This is a genomic window from Vibrio maritimus (assembly GCF_021441885.1).
Taxonomy (GTDB): domain Bacteria; phylum Pseudomonadota; class Gammaproteobacteria; order Enterobacterales; family Vibrionaceae; genus Vibrio; species Vibrio maritimus_B.
In genome coordinates, this window is sequence record NZ_CP090439.1 from 432,036 (window position 1) to 447,938 (window position 15,903).

General features: G+C 46.5%; 12 protein-coding genes. 6 read left to right on the plus strand and 6 right to left on the minus strand.

Going from position 1 to position 15,903, the window contains the following annotated elements; genetic code table 11:
- Positions 1 to 55: 55 nt before the first annotated feature.
- Genes LY387_RS18570 through LY387_RS18585 form a run of 4 tightly spaced genes read right to left on the minus strand, consistent with a single transcriptional unit; the run spans position 56 to position 4,196 of the window.
- A complete protein-coding gene (locus LY387_RS18570; protein ID WP_234497319.1) occupies positions 56 to 1,333 on the minus strand; it encodes an NAD(P)/FAD-dependent oxidoreductase in 1,278 nt (425 codons plus the stop codon).
- Between the two features lie 31 nt (positions 1,334 to 1,364).
- The gene (locus tag LY387_RS18575; RefSeq protein WP_234497320.1) at positions 1,365 to 2,849 is read right to left on the minus strand and encodes an aldehyde dehydrogenase; all 1,485 of its coding nucleotides are present in this window, start codon (positions 2,847 to 2,849) and stop codon (positions 1,365 to 1,367) included.
- Positions 2,850 to 2,875: 26 nt separating this feature from the next.
- A complete protein-coding gene (gene puuR, locus LY387_RS18580; RefSeq protein WP_042470741.1) occupies positions 2,876 to 3,433 on the minus strand; it encodes an HTH-type transcriptional regulator PuuR in 558 nt (185 codons plus the stop codon).
- A gap of 16 nt (positions 3,434 to 3,449) precedes the next feature.
- Complete coding sequence (locus LY387_RS18585; protein WP_042470739.1) at positions 3,450 to 4,196, minus strand: gamma-glutamyl-gamma-aminobutyrate hydrolase family protein; 747 nt, start codon at positions 4,194 to 4,196, stop codon at positions 3,450 to 3,452.
- Between the two features lie 347 nt (positions 4,197 to 4,543).
- On the opposite strand from LY387_RS18585, the gene LY387_RS18590 reads away from it, so the two are divergent.
- The 3 genes from LY387_RS18590 (at position 4,544) to katG (ending at position 9,897) form a co-directional block, all read left to right on the plus strand.
- The gene (locus LY387_RS18590; RefSeq protein WP_234497321.1) at positions 4,544 to 5,890 is read left to right on the plus strand and encodes a glutamine synthetase family protein; all 1,347 of its coding nucleotides are present in this window, start codon (positions 4,544 to 4,546) and stop codon (positions 5,888 to 5,890) included.
- Positions 5,891 to 5,906: 16 nt separating this feature from the next.
- Positions 5,907 to 7,382, plus strand: a complete 1,476-nt coding sequence (locus LY387_RS18595; protein ID WP_234497322.1) for a Na+/H+ antiporter NhaC family protein — start codon at positions 5,907 to 5,909, stop codon at positions 7,380 to 7,382.
- 325 nt (positions 7,383 to 7,707) lie between these two features.
- Positions 7,708 to 9,897, plus strand: coding sequence for a catalase/peroxidase HPI (katG, locus tag LY387_RS18600; RefSeq protein WP_234497323.1), 2,190 nt, complete (start codon positions 7,708 to 7,710; stop codon positions 9,895 to 9,897).
- Positions 9,898 to 10,119: 222 nt separating this feature from the next.
- On the opposite strand, the gene LY387_RS18605 is transcribed toward katG, so the two are convergent.
- Positions 10,120 to 11,307, minus strand: a complete 1,188-nt coding sequence (locus LY387_RS18605; RefSeq protein ID WP_234497324.1) for an MFS transporter — start codon at positions 11,305 to 11,307, stop codon at positions 10,120 to 10,122.
- A gap of 89 nt (positions 11,308 to 11,396) precedes the next feature.
- On the opposite strand from LY387_RS18605, the gene LY387_RS18610 reads away from it, so the two are divergent.
- The 3 genes from LY387_RS18610 (at position 11,397) to LY387_RS18620 (ending at position 13,857) form a co-directional block, all read left to right on the plus strand.
- Positions 11,397 to 12,383, plus strand: coding sequence for an endonuclease/exonuclease/phosphatase family protein (locus LY387_RS18610; RefSeq protein ID WP_234497325.1), 987 nt, complete (start codon positions 11,397 to 11,399; stop codon positions 12,381 to 12,383).
- 105 nt (positions 12,384 to 12,488) lie between these two features.
- The gene (locus tag LY387_RS18615) at positions 12,489 to 12,986 is read left to right on the plus strand and encodes a GNAT family N-acetyltransferase (RefSeq protein ID WP_234497326.1); all 498 of its coding nucleotides are present in this window, start codon (positions 12,489 to 12,491) and stop codon (positions 12,984 to 12,986) included.
- A gap of 625 nt (positions 12,987 to 13,611) precedes the next feature.
- A complete protein-coding gene (locus LY387_RS18620) occupies positions 13,612 to 13,857 on the plus strand; it encodes a hypothetical protein (RefSeq protein WP_234497327.1) in 246 nt (81 codons plus the stop codon).
- Between the two features lie 51 nt (positions 13,858 to 13,908).
- Here the strand turns inward: LY387_RS18620 and fhuB are convergent, their stop codons facing one another.
- Positions 13,909 to 15,903, minus strand: a complete 1,995-nt coding sequence (fhuB, locus tag LY387_RS18625) for a Fe(3+)-hydroxamate ABC transporter permease FhuB (protein ID WP_234497328.1) — start codon at positions 15,901 to 15,903, stop codon at positions 13,909 to 13,911.

Sequence of the window (15,903 nt, forward strand, 5' to 3'; positions counted from 1 at the left end):
CCTGTCATTGCAGGCACTTCTTTTTGTCTAGTAGTGTCTTTATATTTTCTTGGGATTAGATTGCGAGTTTGTCGCGCAAGTTATAGTAGGCCGCACCCATCGCCGTGAAAGGAATCGCGAAATGGCGACCGCCAGGGAACGTTACGTGCGTAAGGTCGGCGAAGGCATCAAAGCGTTCAGCGTGACCAGATAGTGCTTCAGCGAGCAGTTTTCCTGCAAGGTGCGTACAAGTCACACCATGGCCGCTGTAGCCTTGCAGGTAGTAGATGTTGTCAGCAAAAGAGCCAAACTGCGGCATACGGGAGTAAGTCAGCAGGAAGTTACCCGTCCACTTGTAATCAATGCCGATACCTTTTAGTTGCGGGAAGATCTTTTCCATCTTCGGACGAATCAAGGCTTCAATGTTCTCTGGGTCACGTGCACCGTATACTACACCACCTCCAAACAGCAGACGCTTATCTGCACTGAGGCGGAAGTAATCCAACAGATAGTTACAGTCTTCGACACAGTAATCTGATGGCAAGATGTCTTTCAACATCGCTTCTGATAGCGGCTCGGTAGCCACAACTTGAGTACCACAAGGGATCGCTTTGTTACTGATGTTTGGTGCCAAACCGCCCAAGTACGCATTTCCTGCTAGGACAATGTACTTCGCTTTTACACTGCCTTTTTCTGTGTGAGCGACAGGGTTCACGCCTTTTTCCACACGCGTTACGCCGGATTGCTCAAAGATTTGACCACCAAGAGCTGTGATAGCTGCGGCTTCTCCAAGCGCTAGTTTTAGTGGGTGAATGTGACCACCATTCATGTCGAGTAGCGCGCCTTTATAAGCTGTCGTACCGACCGTAGCTTCAACTTCACTTGCATCCAGTAGGCTTAGCTTATCGTTACCGTAACGTTCCCAGTGTTTCTTATGCTCTTCCAAGCCTTTCATCTGCTTGTTGTTTAGTGCAGTGAACATACCGCCTTGTTTGAAGTCACAATCGATGTTGTGTTTGTCAATAAGACCGCGAATGATGTCGCCACCTTCGAAAATCATGTCACACAGAGCTTTTGCTTGCTTCTCACCGTAGCGGCTTTCAATCACATCCACATCGCGGCTGTAACTATTTACAATCTGACCGCCGTTGCGACCTGTAGCCCCAAAACCAACCTTGGCATTTTCCAATACGACGACTTTGAAGCCTTTTTCAGAAAGATGCAGTGCTGACGATAGTCCCGAGAAACCTGCACCAACCACGCAAACATCACATTCGATATTATCTTGCAGTTGTGGGTACTCACTTACATTCTGAATTGAGTGAGCGTAGTATGAATCTGTATGTTTATTCATAGTTCTATTCCTTGTTGTTACAGCTTCGGGCTTAAGGTTGGAGACGAATCCACGTCGTTTTGGTTTCGGTAAATTTTTCAATGGCATGGATAGACTTGTCACGTCCGTTACCACTCATTTTGAATCCACCAAATGGGACGGTCATATCGCCCTCGTTGTAGTTGTTCACCCACACTGATCCCGCCTCTAATTGCTTAGCGACGCGGTGTACGCGATTGATGTTATCACTCCATAAAGCCGCACCTAGCCCGTACTGAGAGTCGTTGGCAATGGCAATGGCTTCTTCTTCTGTTTTAAATGGAATGACACAAAGAACAGGTCCGAATATCTCTTCTTGGGCAACACGCATGCTGTTATCGACGTTGTCTAGGATCACAGGCTCAACAAATGCGCCCTGACCTTCGACATCACCGCCGCAACGAACCACAGCACCTGCTTCTTGGCCCAGTTTTACATAGTCGAGTACTTTCGCTTTATGCTCGCGGTCGATTAACGCGCCCATGGAAGACGTTGGGTCCATCGGGTCTTTTGGCATAAAGCCTTGAGCGGCGCTGATAACTTTATCGATGAACACTTCTTTAATGCTTTCGTGTACTAGCAATCGGGTAGCGGCAACGCAGACTTCACCTTGGTTGTAGAAGCATCCTGCTGCCGTTTCTGCTGCGGCTCTATCTAGGTCAGCGTAATCTTCAAATACGATATTGGCATTTTTCCCGCCGGCTTCCGCCCACACTCGTTTCAGGTTAGTTTCACCCGATGCGATCATCAGATGGCCCGCAACACGTGTCGAACCGGTAAACGCAATGCAGTCTACCCCTTCATGACGAGCGAGCGCTTCACCCGCTTCATGGCCAAAGCCCGTAATCACTTGGAATACGCCAGCAGGGATCCCTGCTTCATTGGCGAGTTTGCCGAGGAAAATGGCCGTCAACGAAGACTTTTCAGACGGTTTAAGGATAACGCTGTTCCCTGCAGCCAATGCCGGACCTAGCTTCCAGCAACCAATCCACAATGGGAAGTTCCAAGGAACCACAGCTGCAACCACACCAATGGCTTGGTGAGACACGAACGCGTGCACGTCTTTCTCGGTTGGAGCGACTTCGCCGTACACTTTATCGATAGCCTCTGCATACCAACGGATGGACTTAGCAGCGCCTGGAATGTCTGTTGAGACACTATGAGAAATAGGTTTACCCGTATCAAGGGTTTCAAGTAGTGCTAACGCTTCGACGTTCTCGTCGATGAGGTCAGCAAACTTGGTCAGGATAGATTTTCTGTGTGCTGGAGAGCTTTGGCTCCATTCGCCCTTTTTAAAGGCTCTTTTCGCGTATTCAACGGCAAGATCGACGTCGGCAGATTTACAGCGAGCGATGTTCGCGATGATCTCATCCGTGGCAGGGTTGACCACTTCAAGTGTCGTTTCATCGACAGCGTTAGTGTATTCGCCGTTAAGAAAAGCGCGCTGTTCAATTACCTGCGCCTCTCGTTGTTCAATCCATTGTTGTTGCGTTTTCATACGCTCTCCTTGGTTACCTCAAGGCGCTAGAATGCTTTTGGTGTATGAGCACTTATCATTCTACAAGCCTTATCGGAGTAATTAGTAAATTTGTGTGGGATGGTCGTGTCGATTACATAGGATTCGCCTTCTTTGATTAGATAGGTTTCACCGTTGTACTCTAGTTCGACTTCACCGCTCAATACGGTGCCGACTTCCTCTCCGTCATGCTTAATATTGGACGCTCCTGTTGTGCTTTTTGGAGCGTATTCCTCTATCAAAAATCCAATTTCTTGCTTGTTGCTACCGTTGTTAACAAGTTTCATCGATACCGTTTCACTACCGATTTCAATCAAGTCTTCCGGCTTAATCACAACCTTCACTTCTTTGTTTTCTTGCTGCTCCAGAGTAAAAAACTCTGAAAGTGACAAGGAAAAAACGTTCACTATTTTTTGCAGAGAACTCACCGAAGGACTCACTTTGGCATTTTCAATGGATGAGATAGCACTATGTGTAATGCCAGCTCGCTCTGCCAGTTCTCGTTGTGAAAGTCCGCGCTCTTTTCTTAGTTGAGCAATATTTTTACCAATCTGGTGGTTGTCCATGCATTCAGCCTCTAAATTACTGGGAAGCTGACATAATAAATTCTTTAAACAAAATTTGTGAGAAATGATTGTTTTTTGCTTCCCATTCTGGGTGCCACTGCACGCCAACAAAGTATTTTTGCCCCGGTAAGCTAAATGCTTCAATAAGACCATCCGGTGCTTTTGCTTCCACTTTTAGTACTGAACCGAGCTGTTTAACCCCTTGGTTATGAAGGGTATTGACTTCAAACTTGCTGGTATCTTCCCATTTGGCATTCACCAGCCACTCTTTAAATACACCGTCACCTTCAACGAATACTGGGTGAGCTGGTGCGTATTTCTCAGTAAAGTCTTTCGACTCATTTTCACGGTGATCTTGATATCCTGATTCATGTACCGCCGGATCTAAGCTACCACCCAATGCCACGTTCATTTCTTGGAAGCCGCGACAAATACCCAGACATGGAATGTTCATATCAATCGCACGGCGAATCAGCTGAATGGATAGCTCATCACGCGCTTCATCTTTCTTCTTCTCTTCATGACTGCCGTTATAACGGTGTGGTGCTACATTAGAGTGACTTCCCGGAAACAGAAGCCCGTCACAAACAGCCAGTACTCTGTCTAACTCATCCGCTTCTATAGCCGATGGCAAGATGATTGGTGTACCACCGAAATCTTTTACCGCTTGTAAGTAGAACTCATTCAATGCCTGTATTTGATAGCCAGCGAGCTCTTTCTTACAGCTTACGAGTCCTATTATTGGTTTTCTTATCTCAGACATTGTCACACTCACGTTCGATTTATTTAACAAAAACCGTACAACCCACGTACATAATTATCAACACTGGTGTTCAAAATAGATGCCAAATCGTGATTTCGATCTCTATTTTGGTCAAAAAAAGCACTTATTTCGCTCGATATATTGAGCAAAAGCCGATCAACTGTTACAAATTAGTTAACGTTTAACACGGTTTAAATAATCGCCAAATTAAACAAAATACAATTAAAACAATAATTTAAACTTATAATTCAGCCAAAAACCCTCATTTGCTAATGGTTATTGTGTTCAATTTGTTAAACACTAACAACGTTAGCGTCAGTCAGACAGGGTAACTAGGAGTAGTTAAGATGGATACCTATTTACAGGAAGTTAAAAATTTTCGACAAAACTGGCCAGAGATTAAGTATGTAGACGTCATATTTACCGATCTTAACGCCACGCCTCGCGGCAAACGCATCCCAGTAGACGCTCTTGAGAAGCTCGCTAAAGGTGTCGCCCTCCCTCTCTCTACTATTACTCTAGATACCAAAGGCGCTGTTGTTGAATCGGCTGGATTGGGTGAAGACCTCGGTGAACCAGATAACCTTTGTTTCCCTGTTTCTGGAACACTGCTACCGACGGCCAAAGAAGGGACGGGGCAGGTATTGCTTTCCATGATGGAAGATGACGGCAAAACGCCACATCGTCTATTTATCCGCAATATTGTTGAACGTATGGTGGAAACCCTACACGCTAGAAATCAGTTCCCTGTCGTTGCGCTCGAGCTTGAATTCTATCTTATCGACAAAGAGCGCGGTGAGAATGGTGAACTGCAAACCGCCATTAACCCAACTAAGAATAAAAGAGAACGTGACACCGAGGTTTATGATGTCGATGGCCTCGATGACTATGCCGACTTCTTATCAGAACTGAACGCCGCAGCCGCCGACCAAGGTTTAAACACAGCAGGTGCACTTGCTGAATCCGCGCCAGGTCAGTTCGAAATCAACTTCAATCACTCCAAAGACGTACTGCGTGTTTGCGATGAAATCGTCTTCTCAAAACGCCTAATCAAACAGATCGCGCACAAGCATGGTTTTGACGCCACCTTTATGGCGAAACCTTTCCTCGAAGAAGCAGGAAACGGTCAGCACATGCACATCAGCCTCATCAACGAGCAAGGCGAAAACCTATTTACTAATAATGAGGATGACTCAGCAAGTCCATTGTTCTTCCAAACAATGGCAGCGATGTTATCCCAAATTCCGGACGCGATGGCACTTCTCTGCCCGAACGTGAACTCTTACCGTCGATTTGTACCAGGTGCTTATGTACCAACACGTGCCGATTGGGGTGAGAACCACCGAGGAGTAGCGCTGCGCGTACCGATTAGCGATGGTAAAAACCGTCGTATTGAACACCGCATCGCTGGTGCGGATGTTAACCCTTACATTCTCGCTGCAGTAGTACTATCCGCAGTATTAGCGAGTGATAACTATACCCAAGAACAGTGTCCACCAACCCTAAGTGAAAATGCCATCGACCTGCCAACACGCATGTCCGATGCCCTGACTCAACTCGATAACAGTGAGTTAGGCACGTATTTCTCCCAGGACTTTATTGATATGTATCTCGCTTGCAAACGAAGTGAACTGGCAGAATTTGAGCGCATTATTACGCCGCTTGAAATCGACTGGATGCTTCACTCTGCATAACGAAAGGAATTAGTTTATGACTACGCAGACAAAGGCGCTGGAGGCGCCGCTCAAAATAAGCAGTAAACATTTGGCGGTCAGCCTGACTATTGTCTTCCTGTTTATTACCTTTACTTCAATTGGATTGAACCATGTCGAAGGTGAAAGCTATGGTTGGCTCGCACTGCTGCCAACATCACTCGTTCTTGTGTTCGCACTCACCACTCACCGAACTGTTGAAGCGCTATTCAGCGGTACCATTGCTGGGGTGCTGCTGCTTGACCCAACAAGCGCGGTTGAGCAAATCGTTGGCATCTCGATGGATGTTATGATGAACGAGACCATCGCTTGGATCATCTTGGTGTGTGGCCTAATGGGCGGTCTAATCGCAATCCTTGAAAAAGGCGGTAGTATCTTAAGTTTCAGTGACATGCTGGTAAACAAGGTTAAGAGCCGTAATCAGTCGCTGCTTATGACCTTCTTCTTGGGTATCCTGATCTTTATCGATGATTACCTTAATGCGATTGCGATCTCATCGTCAATGAAGAAGATCACTGATGGCTATAAGGTGTCACGTGAAAAGCTCGCGTATCTCGTAGACTCAACAGCGGCTCCGATTTGTATCCTAGTTCCTATCTCTACTTGGGCTATCTTTTTCAGCTCCCTTCTAGAAGCCAATGAAGTAGCAGAACCAGGTCAAGGTATTGCGGCGTACATCCAAGCTATCCCTTACATGGCTTACGGCTGGGTCACGCTTGGTATTGTATTCCTAGTCGCAATTGGCAAAATGCCGGACCTCGGTGCGATGAAAAAAGCTGAAGAGCGTGCACGTAATGGTCAAGTGAAGCCAGATGGTGCTGTAGACATCGATTTTGGTTCAGACATCAAAGCGCACTCGAATCCAACAATGGGGCTTATCAACTTCCTATTGCCTATGGTCGTGCTAGTCGGTGCATCTTGGTACTTTGGTATCGACCTACTTGCAGGTGTATTTGTGGCTATCATCTTCACCATCTGTTTCTACGGCTTCCAAAAGCTAGTAACGATGAATGAGCTATTTGATGCGGTTTATGACGGCATCAAGGTAATGTTGCTTCCTTTGGCGACGGTTATTGGCGGCTTTATGCTAAAAAGCGTCAACGACTCACTAGGTCTAACGCAATACGTTATCGAGACGGTCAGCCCTTATCTATCTGCTCAGTACTTCCCTGCTCTGATCTTCTTGGTTACAGGTGGTCTAGTATTCGCATCAGCATCTTCATGGGGTACGTTTGCGGTTGCAATGCCAATCATCCTACCACTGGCAGAGCAAATTGGTGTGCCGCTACATCTTACGATTGCAGCAATGCTTTCAGCATCAGCAGCAGGTAGCCACTCATGCTTCTTTAGTGATTCAACAGTACTTTCAGCTCAGGGCTCTGGTTGTACGTCAATGCAACACGCAACGACGCAGTTCCCATATGCGCTTATCGGTATTGTTGCTACAACCCTATTCTTCATTGTGGTTGCTTAACACTCGTTAACAAGTTCAATGAGAATCCAAAAGGGATGCCACTCAGCAGGCATCCCTTTTTATATCTGTTTTTCATCACTATCACTCAGAATCTAACCCACTGTTTTGTAGTCTTTTTCTCACCTAAATCGCCACCCTTTGTAAATTAATGTAAATGAGAGGTGTACTCATTTAACTTTTGATCCACATCAATACCCACATCTGTAAAACCATATTAATTAGTAGTTAATTCATACAATATGAAGTGAATTTAACCATCCCAAATCCAGCTTTGGGACTATATTTAACGGAAATTCTTAGCGTTGGTCGCAAATCGGAGGCGTATATGCAAAGTGATAAAAATGCACCGCAAGGCAAATGTCCTGTTATGCATGGTGGTAATACTCGTGTTGGTGGTCGTGGTACTCAAAATTTAGATTGGTGGCCAAACCAACTAAACATCAAGATCCTTCATCAAAACGATCGCAAGGGTAACCCTTACCATGAGAGCTTCAACTACAAGGAAGCCTTCAAACAGCTAGACCTCAAACAAGTTAAACAAGACATTGAGCATGTGCTGACTGATTCTAAGGATTGGTGGCCAGCCGACTACGGTCACTATGGTCCATTTATGATTCGTATGGCTTGGCACGCAGCTGGCACCTATCGTACTGCCGATGGTCGCGGGGGCGGTAACTCTGGTAACCAGCGCTTTGCACCGTTAAACAGCTGGCCAGACAATGGCAACCTCGACAAAGCCCGACGCCTACTTTGGCCAGTGAAGAAAAAATACGGGCAAAGCCTCTCTTGGGCCGATTTGTTTATTCTTACTGGTAACGTTTCTATCGAATCCATGGGCCTAAAAACCTTTGGTTTTGGTGGCGGTCGTGAAGATATTTGGGAACCAGAAGAAGACGTCTATTGGGGAATGGAAAGCGAATGGCTAGGTGACAAGCGTTACTCTTTTGACCGGGAGCTAGAAAGCCCACTTGCTGCAGTACAAATGGGTCTTATCTATGTAAACCCAGAGGGTCCTAACGGCGATCCAAGCGTACTTGCATCAGGTCGCGACATTCGTGAAACCTTCGCCCGTATGGGGATGAATGACGAAGAAACCGTAGCTCTGGTCGCTGGCGGTCATACTTTTGGTAAAACACACGGTGCGGGTGACCCTGAGCTAATGGGTCCAGAGCCGGAAGCGGCTCCTATCGAAGAGATGGGCTTTGGTTGGCGCAATGGTTTTGGTAGCGGTAAAGGCGACGATACGACCACCAGCGGCATCGAAGGTGCATGGACACCAAACCCTATCCAATGGGATAACGGCTACTTCGACATGCTATTTGGCTACGATTGGGACTTGGTGAAGAGTCCAGCAGGTGCATGGCAATGGGTACCTGTCGGTGTTCCTGAGGAGCATATGGCTCCAAAAGCACACGATCCTTCTCAACGTGTCACGACCATCATGACAACCGCTGATATGGCGATGCGCATGGATCCGATCTACGGAGAGATCTCTAAACACTTCCACCAAAACCCAGATGAGTTTGCTGATGCCTTTGCACGCGCTTGGTTTAAGCTGACTCACCGCGACATGGGTCCAAAAGCGCGCTACCTAGGTGAGGAAGTTCCTACTGAAGATCTGATCTGGCAAGATCCAGTTCCAGCAGCCACATCTGAACCTATCAGCGCTGAAGACGCAGTGACGCTAAAGGCGCATATCTTGGCTTCTGGATTGAGTGTTTCTGAGCTGGTTTATACCGCGTGGTCTTCTGCTTCTACCTTCCGTGGCTCTGACTATCGTGGTGGTGCAAATGGTGCACGTATCCGCCTTGCTCCGCAACGCAACTGGGATGTAAACCAGCCAGAGCAACTCGGTCGTGTATTGGATGTCTATGAGCGTATTCAAGCTGAGTTTGATAAGCCAGTGTCAATTGCTGACCTGATCGTTCTTGGCGGTAACGCGGCTATCGAAAAGGCTGCGAAAGACGCAGGTGTATCCGTAGACGTCCCATTTGCAGCAGGCCGTACCGATGCGCTTGAATCTCAGACTGACGCTGAATCATTTGCTGTACTTGAGCCACTTGTTGATGGCTTTAGAAACTACAGCCAGAAAGCATTTAGTGTGTCTGAAGAAGAGCTACTGCTAGATAAAGCTCAACTACTAACGCTTACTGCACCAGAAATGACTGTGTTGATCGGTGGCCTGCGCGTACTAGGCGCAAACTACGGTGATAGCGACTTTGGTGTTCTAACTGACCGTAAGGGCCAGCTCACGAACGACTTCTTCGTTAATTTGACGGATATGGGCACTGAATGGCGTCCGACCAACGATGACGCGACTGAGTTTGGAGGCTTTGACCGTGCGTCTGGCTGCCAGAAATGGAAGGCGAAGCGTGCTGATCTTATGTTTGGCTCTAACTCACAGCTTCGCGCACTGGCTGAAGTCTATGCGTGTGATGATGCCAATGAGAAGTTTGTTTGTGACTTTGTCTCTGCGTGGGTCAAGGTGATGAATGCGGATAGGTTTGATGTTTAAAGGGTAATTGGGGGAGATGGGCGTTTGTTGTTAGTCTCGCGCATTTACCCCTCCCAGCCTCCCCTAACTTGGGGAGGAGCATAGAGCTCACGACACGCGTCGCTAACAAACAACAGGCGATGCTGCGCTAGCCGCTAGCCTTCAGTTCTCCCCCTAAATAGGGGGGAGAACTAAAGGGGGTAAAGTGCGCTGAACTATCAACCAGTGATTGGCAAAAAAACCTTAACTCCACTTCAACACCCTAACCTCATTCCCCTCTTCCGGCTTCTTCGGAATATTCAACGACAATAACAATGACACTGCCGCCATCGCCGCACCGATATAAAACACGCTAGAAGGCGAAATCAGCCAAATAAAGCCAAACGTCACTGGTATCACTACTGCCGCAATATGGTTAATCGTAAATGACACGCCTGCCGTTGAAGCCATATCCGCAGGGTCAGCAATCTTCTGGAAGTAGGTTTTGATGGCTAGCGCTAATGCGAAGAACAAATGATCGATAACATACAGCGCGGCAGCCCATTCCGCTGTTTGCACCAAACCGTATCCGACAAACACGAAAATCAGTCCAACGTACTCTACAATCAGCGCCTTACGCTCACCCACAACGCCAATGAATCGACCAATCTTCTTCGCAAACAAGAAGTTAAATAGGTAGTTAATCAAAAATAATAGCGTGATATCGGATACGCTGTATCCAAACTTTTCTACCATCAAAAAACCAGCAAATACGGTAAAAATCTGACGTCTGGCACCACTCATAAAGGTCAGCGCGTAATACAGCCAATAACGCTTCTTAAGCACCAACTTTTTAGTTTGCGGAGTGTCTGTCTTAAACTGAGGAAAAGCGAAGGCTATAAACAGAACCAGAATAAAGCCAATACCACCAGAAATACCGTAAACCCATGCGTAATCTAGCTTAAATATTTCAACCATGACCCAAAGCCCAGCGTAAGTCAGCAGTGATGCCAACGCTCCAACGGAGATGAGCTTACCAAGTACCTCTGGCGCTTCTTCTTTAGTCAACCATTGCAGTGACAACGACTGTTTCAAGGTTTCAAAATAGTGAAAACCGGTCGACATAATAAGCGTCGTAATCAGTAGTCCCGCAACCGAAGGAAACAAACCGGTAATCGCCGTGCCCGCGGTAAGCAAAAGCAAAGATACGATCATAAATTTTTGTTCTCGAATGAACAAAAGCACAAACACCGTAGTAAACGCCAAGAAGCCAGGTATCTCACGCACACTTTGTAATAAACCAATATCCGAACCGTCGAAATTGGCTTTCTCAATTACAAAGTTATTGAGTAGTGCCATCCAACTTGAAAAAGCGATGGGCACTATAATCGATATGATGATGAGGAAATTTTTGGGCGTTCGCCAAGCAGGTTCGGTTTGCTGTTGAGACATTGTTATTCCTTTGAATGCGTTATTTTTATATGCTCATCCTTAACCACAGCGACTTGGGTTAGACATAAGCTGTCATGGAGTCTAATACTTTGACACAAATAAATAAATTGAAAGTCACTACGTGCAACCTGTGCAATTTTGCAGAGCCACCATTTGCGTTTTATGAGATGGATAACATCTATGATGCGAAGCAATGGGCTCAAAAAACAAGCTGGCTCTCAAAAACCTTAACATCGCTCGACAGTGACGTTATCGCGTTCCAAGAAGTATTTTCTATTGAAGCGCTGCGTTCGCTCACCTTAGCTCTTGGTTACCCATATTTTGAGTATAACCAACAACCCACTATCGAAGCAGATTACATCTATTCCAATCCGGCGTTAGCGTTCGCGTCTAAACATCCGTTAAAAAGACATCCCAACTTAATTATGTCTGAGTTATTCTCAGGCGACTATAGCCGTCCGCCACTTCACGTGACATTAATGGCGGAAGGTCTTGGGGAGATCGACCTTGTCAATGTTCACCTTAAATCTAAAAGAGCCATTCTTGGAGAACAGGATGAAAACGATGACGAGGTGATACTTTGGTTAGATGAATTACACGGCGTTGCCCTATCCCAACAATTGAGACAACAGGAAGCGCTCTCTCTTCATAGAGCAATCGTAGGGATAAAACGTCGCAGTCAACATCCTGTCATTCTATTGGGTGACTTTAACAACGTATTGAGTGCCAGTGAGTTTGCCCCTTTTCATTCTAGGCATCGACAACGACGTAAAGAGTCTCGGTACTTTATTTCTCCATATCATTTTTATGATACCTGGACGCTTGTGCGACATGGTGAGCCCATCCGCCCTCAAGACCAAATCAAAGCGCCCGTTACCCATTATTATGGAGAGAAAGGGAATCGAATTGACCACATTCTAGTATCCAGTGAGTTTACACCAGAATATGATCATTCGCTCTATGAGCTAACCGAATATACCATCACCGACAAGCATATTGTCGACCCGAGATTTGGTATTGATGACGTCGCCTCAGACCATGCGTTCGTTTCTATTACATTTGAATCAAGACACTAGCATGGAACAAACTAAATTGCCTTGCTAACACTCGCTAATTCAATTAGTTATATAGCAAGATAATTTACTTTTTTGACGCAATAACTTGTCATAACGGAGACTTCGATGAACGTCAATATTCGACCAACGGAAGAAAAAGATGCCGCAGGTTTATGCGAACTATTTTCACAACCTAAGGCTCAGAGGGAAACTCTGCATCTGCCTCACTCATCGCTAAAGATGTGGCAAGAGCGACTTAGCAATATTCCCACTGGTGTCTATAACTTTGTTGCTGAGCTCGACGGAAAAATTGTTGGCAATATCGCACTGACTCACTCTCAGCGCCCTCGCACTATGCATACAGCAACCTTTGGGATTGCGGTTCACGATAACTATCATGATATGGGTATTGGCAGCCAACTGATCGAGACGGCTATCGATTTAGCCGACAACTGGCTTAACCTAATGCGGATTCAGATTGAAGTGAACACCGACAATAAAGCGGCGATTGCACTGTATTCAAAGTATGGATTTGAAATCGAAGGTGAAGCTTTGTGCTCTGCTTTTAGAGACGGTGAGTACATCTCTACTTACTATATGGCGCGATTGAAGGATCAGCAATAACTCCTACTCTCGCCACCAAAACATTTCTCCTCAAATAGTGCATCACGGTGCACTATCTAGTGAACTTCTTGTCGGTTTCACATGCGAATAGCAACTTGACTCATAAAAAATGTAAAACATCATTAACGTGATATTAAAGTGCATGCAGTTGCATTAATTCGATATAGGGTACGGCAATATACCGTGCTAGTCTTTGGAGCAAGATCACACTTTGATTGAGAAATGGAAAAGGAGAGAAAAGGAATGTGTGAACACGGAGCAAGACTTCAACGCCAACGACGCACAGTAATGATGAGATTGCTGTTGGTCAAAGAGTACTATGTGTGTGCCAACTGCGGACACCAAATTGTCATTGGATCCGAGTTCAGGCCTCTCAAATGGCTCACCAATTTATTGTTCACACAACCGGACCTTAACCCTGGCAAATCTGACCTGACCCATACTTAATATCGTTGGCATTATCCAAACTCACCTGTGCGGTAATTCTAATACCAGTCATCATGTCATCATGCTGCACAATCGGTGATTAGCACTTTTTTCATGAGTTTCTAGACCTAATGTTGGTTTCTCTGTTTAACTTAGGTAGAGTACGCCACCAAATATACCACTCAAGTGATAGATAACGATGAACATTGATAACGAAGTAATTGAAACCCTTGAGGAACTCGAGCAATTTCTTATTCTTTTGGAAAGTGGTGCTTTGGGTTTACAAGGGGTCGCCGGTGTTGCATTGGCAACGTCTAACTCTGACGGTCGTCCGTTTGTTGCCGTTCTGAGTGACAACCATGAACTTATTCTGGGACGCTGGGTATCTCAAGACGTCTATGAGAATGGCAAAGACTTGGTACGTAATGGTCCTAAACGCAACTAGATCTCAATTAAAACAAGAATGGCGCTAATCAGCGCCATTCTTGTTTTAATTTTAGCTCCCCTTCCTAAGCAGGATAAGGAAATAAGCGCCACCAATAACGGAAGCCATTAGTCCCGCTGGAAACTGCCACGGAAACCAAATCGTCCTTCCTAACCAGTCTGCACTCACCATCAAGATGGAGCCAACCAAGCAGGCAACGACCAGTTGGTTTTTTGCTTTGTATTGCCCGAGCGCTCTTGCAATATGCGGGGCCAAAAGACCCACGAAGCTAAGCGGCCCAATCACAAGCGTAGAGAGAGCTGTCAGCAAAGATGCCATTACAAGTAAGAAAAGACGCGTTTGCTTGGTATTCACGCCAACTGAAACAGCGGATACCTGCCCCAGATTCAAGATATCTAACCATCGGCTAGCAGCGTATGTCGCCCCACCAAACACGACAATACCTAGCCCTAGAGCGAATACATCATTGTAGCTTGCCAAGTAGGTTGAACCAGACAGCCAAGTTAGCAATGCTTGCACGTTATCTTGCCCTGACGATAACGCAACTCGAAGTATGGCATCAAGCGCGGCACTTACCGCAATTCCAGTAAGCAGTAATTGCGACGGCGCATAGTTTGAGCGCTTGCTAAACTGCAGGATGACTATCATAACCAGAGCGGCACCGACCCCACCGTAAACAATCTGTTCGATTCGAGTGGGTGTGAAGCCAAACCAAGCACACAATACAAGTGCGAGAGCTGCACCAGAGCTGATACCCATCACCTCTGGGCTTGCCATTGGGTTAACAGTAATGCGCTGCACCATGGTACCAGCAAGTGCCAATCCGCAGCCTGCGAAGATCGCGCCGAGTACACGAGGCATACGCAGATCTAGAATACTCAGGTCGCCACTAAAGCCCCAACCAACTTGTGTGCGTCCTAAAAGAGCTGCCAGCGCTGTTACGACGACGAGTAACAGAGCTAAGATGAGCGACACTAAGGCAAAAGGTTTAGGGTGATAGACTTTGTTAGCGACTTCTTCCGCTTTGAAGCTAGAGGCAAACTTTTGTTTGGTTAACAGCCAGAGCAAGCAAGGCGCGCCAAACAAGGCCGTCATTGCGCCCGTAGGTAATAGTTCGCTAGATACACCGGAAAATGGCTGAATTATCAAATCCGCGGTCAATAGAAGCAGCGCGCCTACCACGCCACTTAACAATACACGCTGAGCAAATTTTCTCGCGCCCAACATTTTAGCAATGGTTGGTGCGACTAGACCGACAAAACCTATAACGCCAACTGTCGCGACGACGACAGAAGTAATAACAACCGAAAGCCCTAGTCCAAAAGCACGAACTCTAGCAACATTGACACCAGCCGACTCTGCGACCTCGCTACCTAACTCCAGTGCTGACAATGGTCGTAGCATCACCATGACCAAGCCGAGCACAACCGCCAGCACCCAAAAAAGCAAATGAGCGTTTTCCCAACCTTGCTGAGCGAGAGCGCCAGCTCCCCATACAAACAAACTCGTGAGCTGCTGCTCATTTAGCATGACTAACATCATGTTGGTCGCCCCTAAAAACAGAGTGACAACCATACCCGCTAAAACCATATGTAGCGGTGCGAATCCCCGTTTAGCAGTAAGCAAAAAGACCAGACTTGCTGCAAGCATGCCTCCGCCAAACGCGTAAGCATATTGAATCAAACTTCCACCAACGACACCTGCAAGAAGACTGGTTGTCATGCCGAGTTCGGCACCGGCTGCAACGCCGAGCGTCGTTGGTGAGGCAAGTGGGTTTTGCAGCAAATGCTGCATCAGACAACCAGCAATCGCCAGCGCAGCGCCACAAAGCAGCGCCATACTGAGGCGTGGAAAAAAGGTAAAGTGTAAAATGAGCTGACGATAATCACTGTCATCTCGACTTAAAAAGTACGTTTGCCATTCAGAGAATGACAGGTGATAGGGCACCGCATTTTGGAAAAGCCAGACGAGTACGAGCGCACTAATAAAAACAAACAGCGCCATTTTACCAAATGGCGCTGCACCGCGGTGGGCTGTTAACTGCAT

Coding starts and splice junctions, on each gene's coding strand:
- fhuB (WP_234497328.1), bottom strand. CDS start 15,903: ATGCAGTTAACAGCCCACCGCGGTGCAGCGCCATTTGGTAAAATGGCG.
- LY387_RS18620 (WP_234497327.1), top strand. CDS start 13,612: ATGAACATTGATAACGAAGTAATTGAAACCCTTGAGGAACTCGAGCAA.
- puuR (WP_042470741.1), bottom strand. CDS start 3,433: ATGGACAACCACCAGATTGGTAAAAATATTGCTCAACTAAGAAAAGAG.
- LY387_RS18575 (WP_234497320.1), bottom strand. CDS start 2,849: ATGAAAACGCAACAACAATGGATTGAACAACGAGAGGCGCAGGTAATT.
- LY387_RS18590 (WP_234497321.1), top strand. CDS start 4,544: ATGGATACCTATTTACAGGAAGTTAAAAATTTTCGACAAAACTGGCCA.
- LY387_RS18605 (WP_234497324.1), bottom strand. CDS start 11,307: ATGTCTCAACAGCAAACCGAACCTGCTTGGCGAACGCCCAAAAATTTC.
- LY387_RS18570 (WP_234497319.1), bottom strand. CDS start 1,333: ATGAATAAACATACAGATTCATACTACGCTCACTCAATTCAGAATGTA.
- katG (WP_234497323.1), top strand. CDS start 7,708: ATGCAAAGTGATAAAAATGCACCGCAAGGCAAATGTCCTGTTATGCAT.
- LY387_RS18615 (WP_234497326.1), top strand. CDS start 12,489: ATGAACGTCAATATTCGACCAACGGAAGAAAAAGATGCCGCAGGTTTA.
- LY387_RS18585 (WP_042470739.1), bottom strand. CDS start 4,196: ATGTCTGAGATAAGAAAACCAATAATAGGACTCGTAAGCTGTAAGAAA.
- LY387_RS18595 (WP_234497322.1), top strand. CDS start 5,907: ATGACTACGCAGACAAAGGCGCTGGAGGCGCCGCTCAAAATAAGCAGT.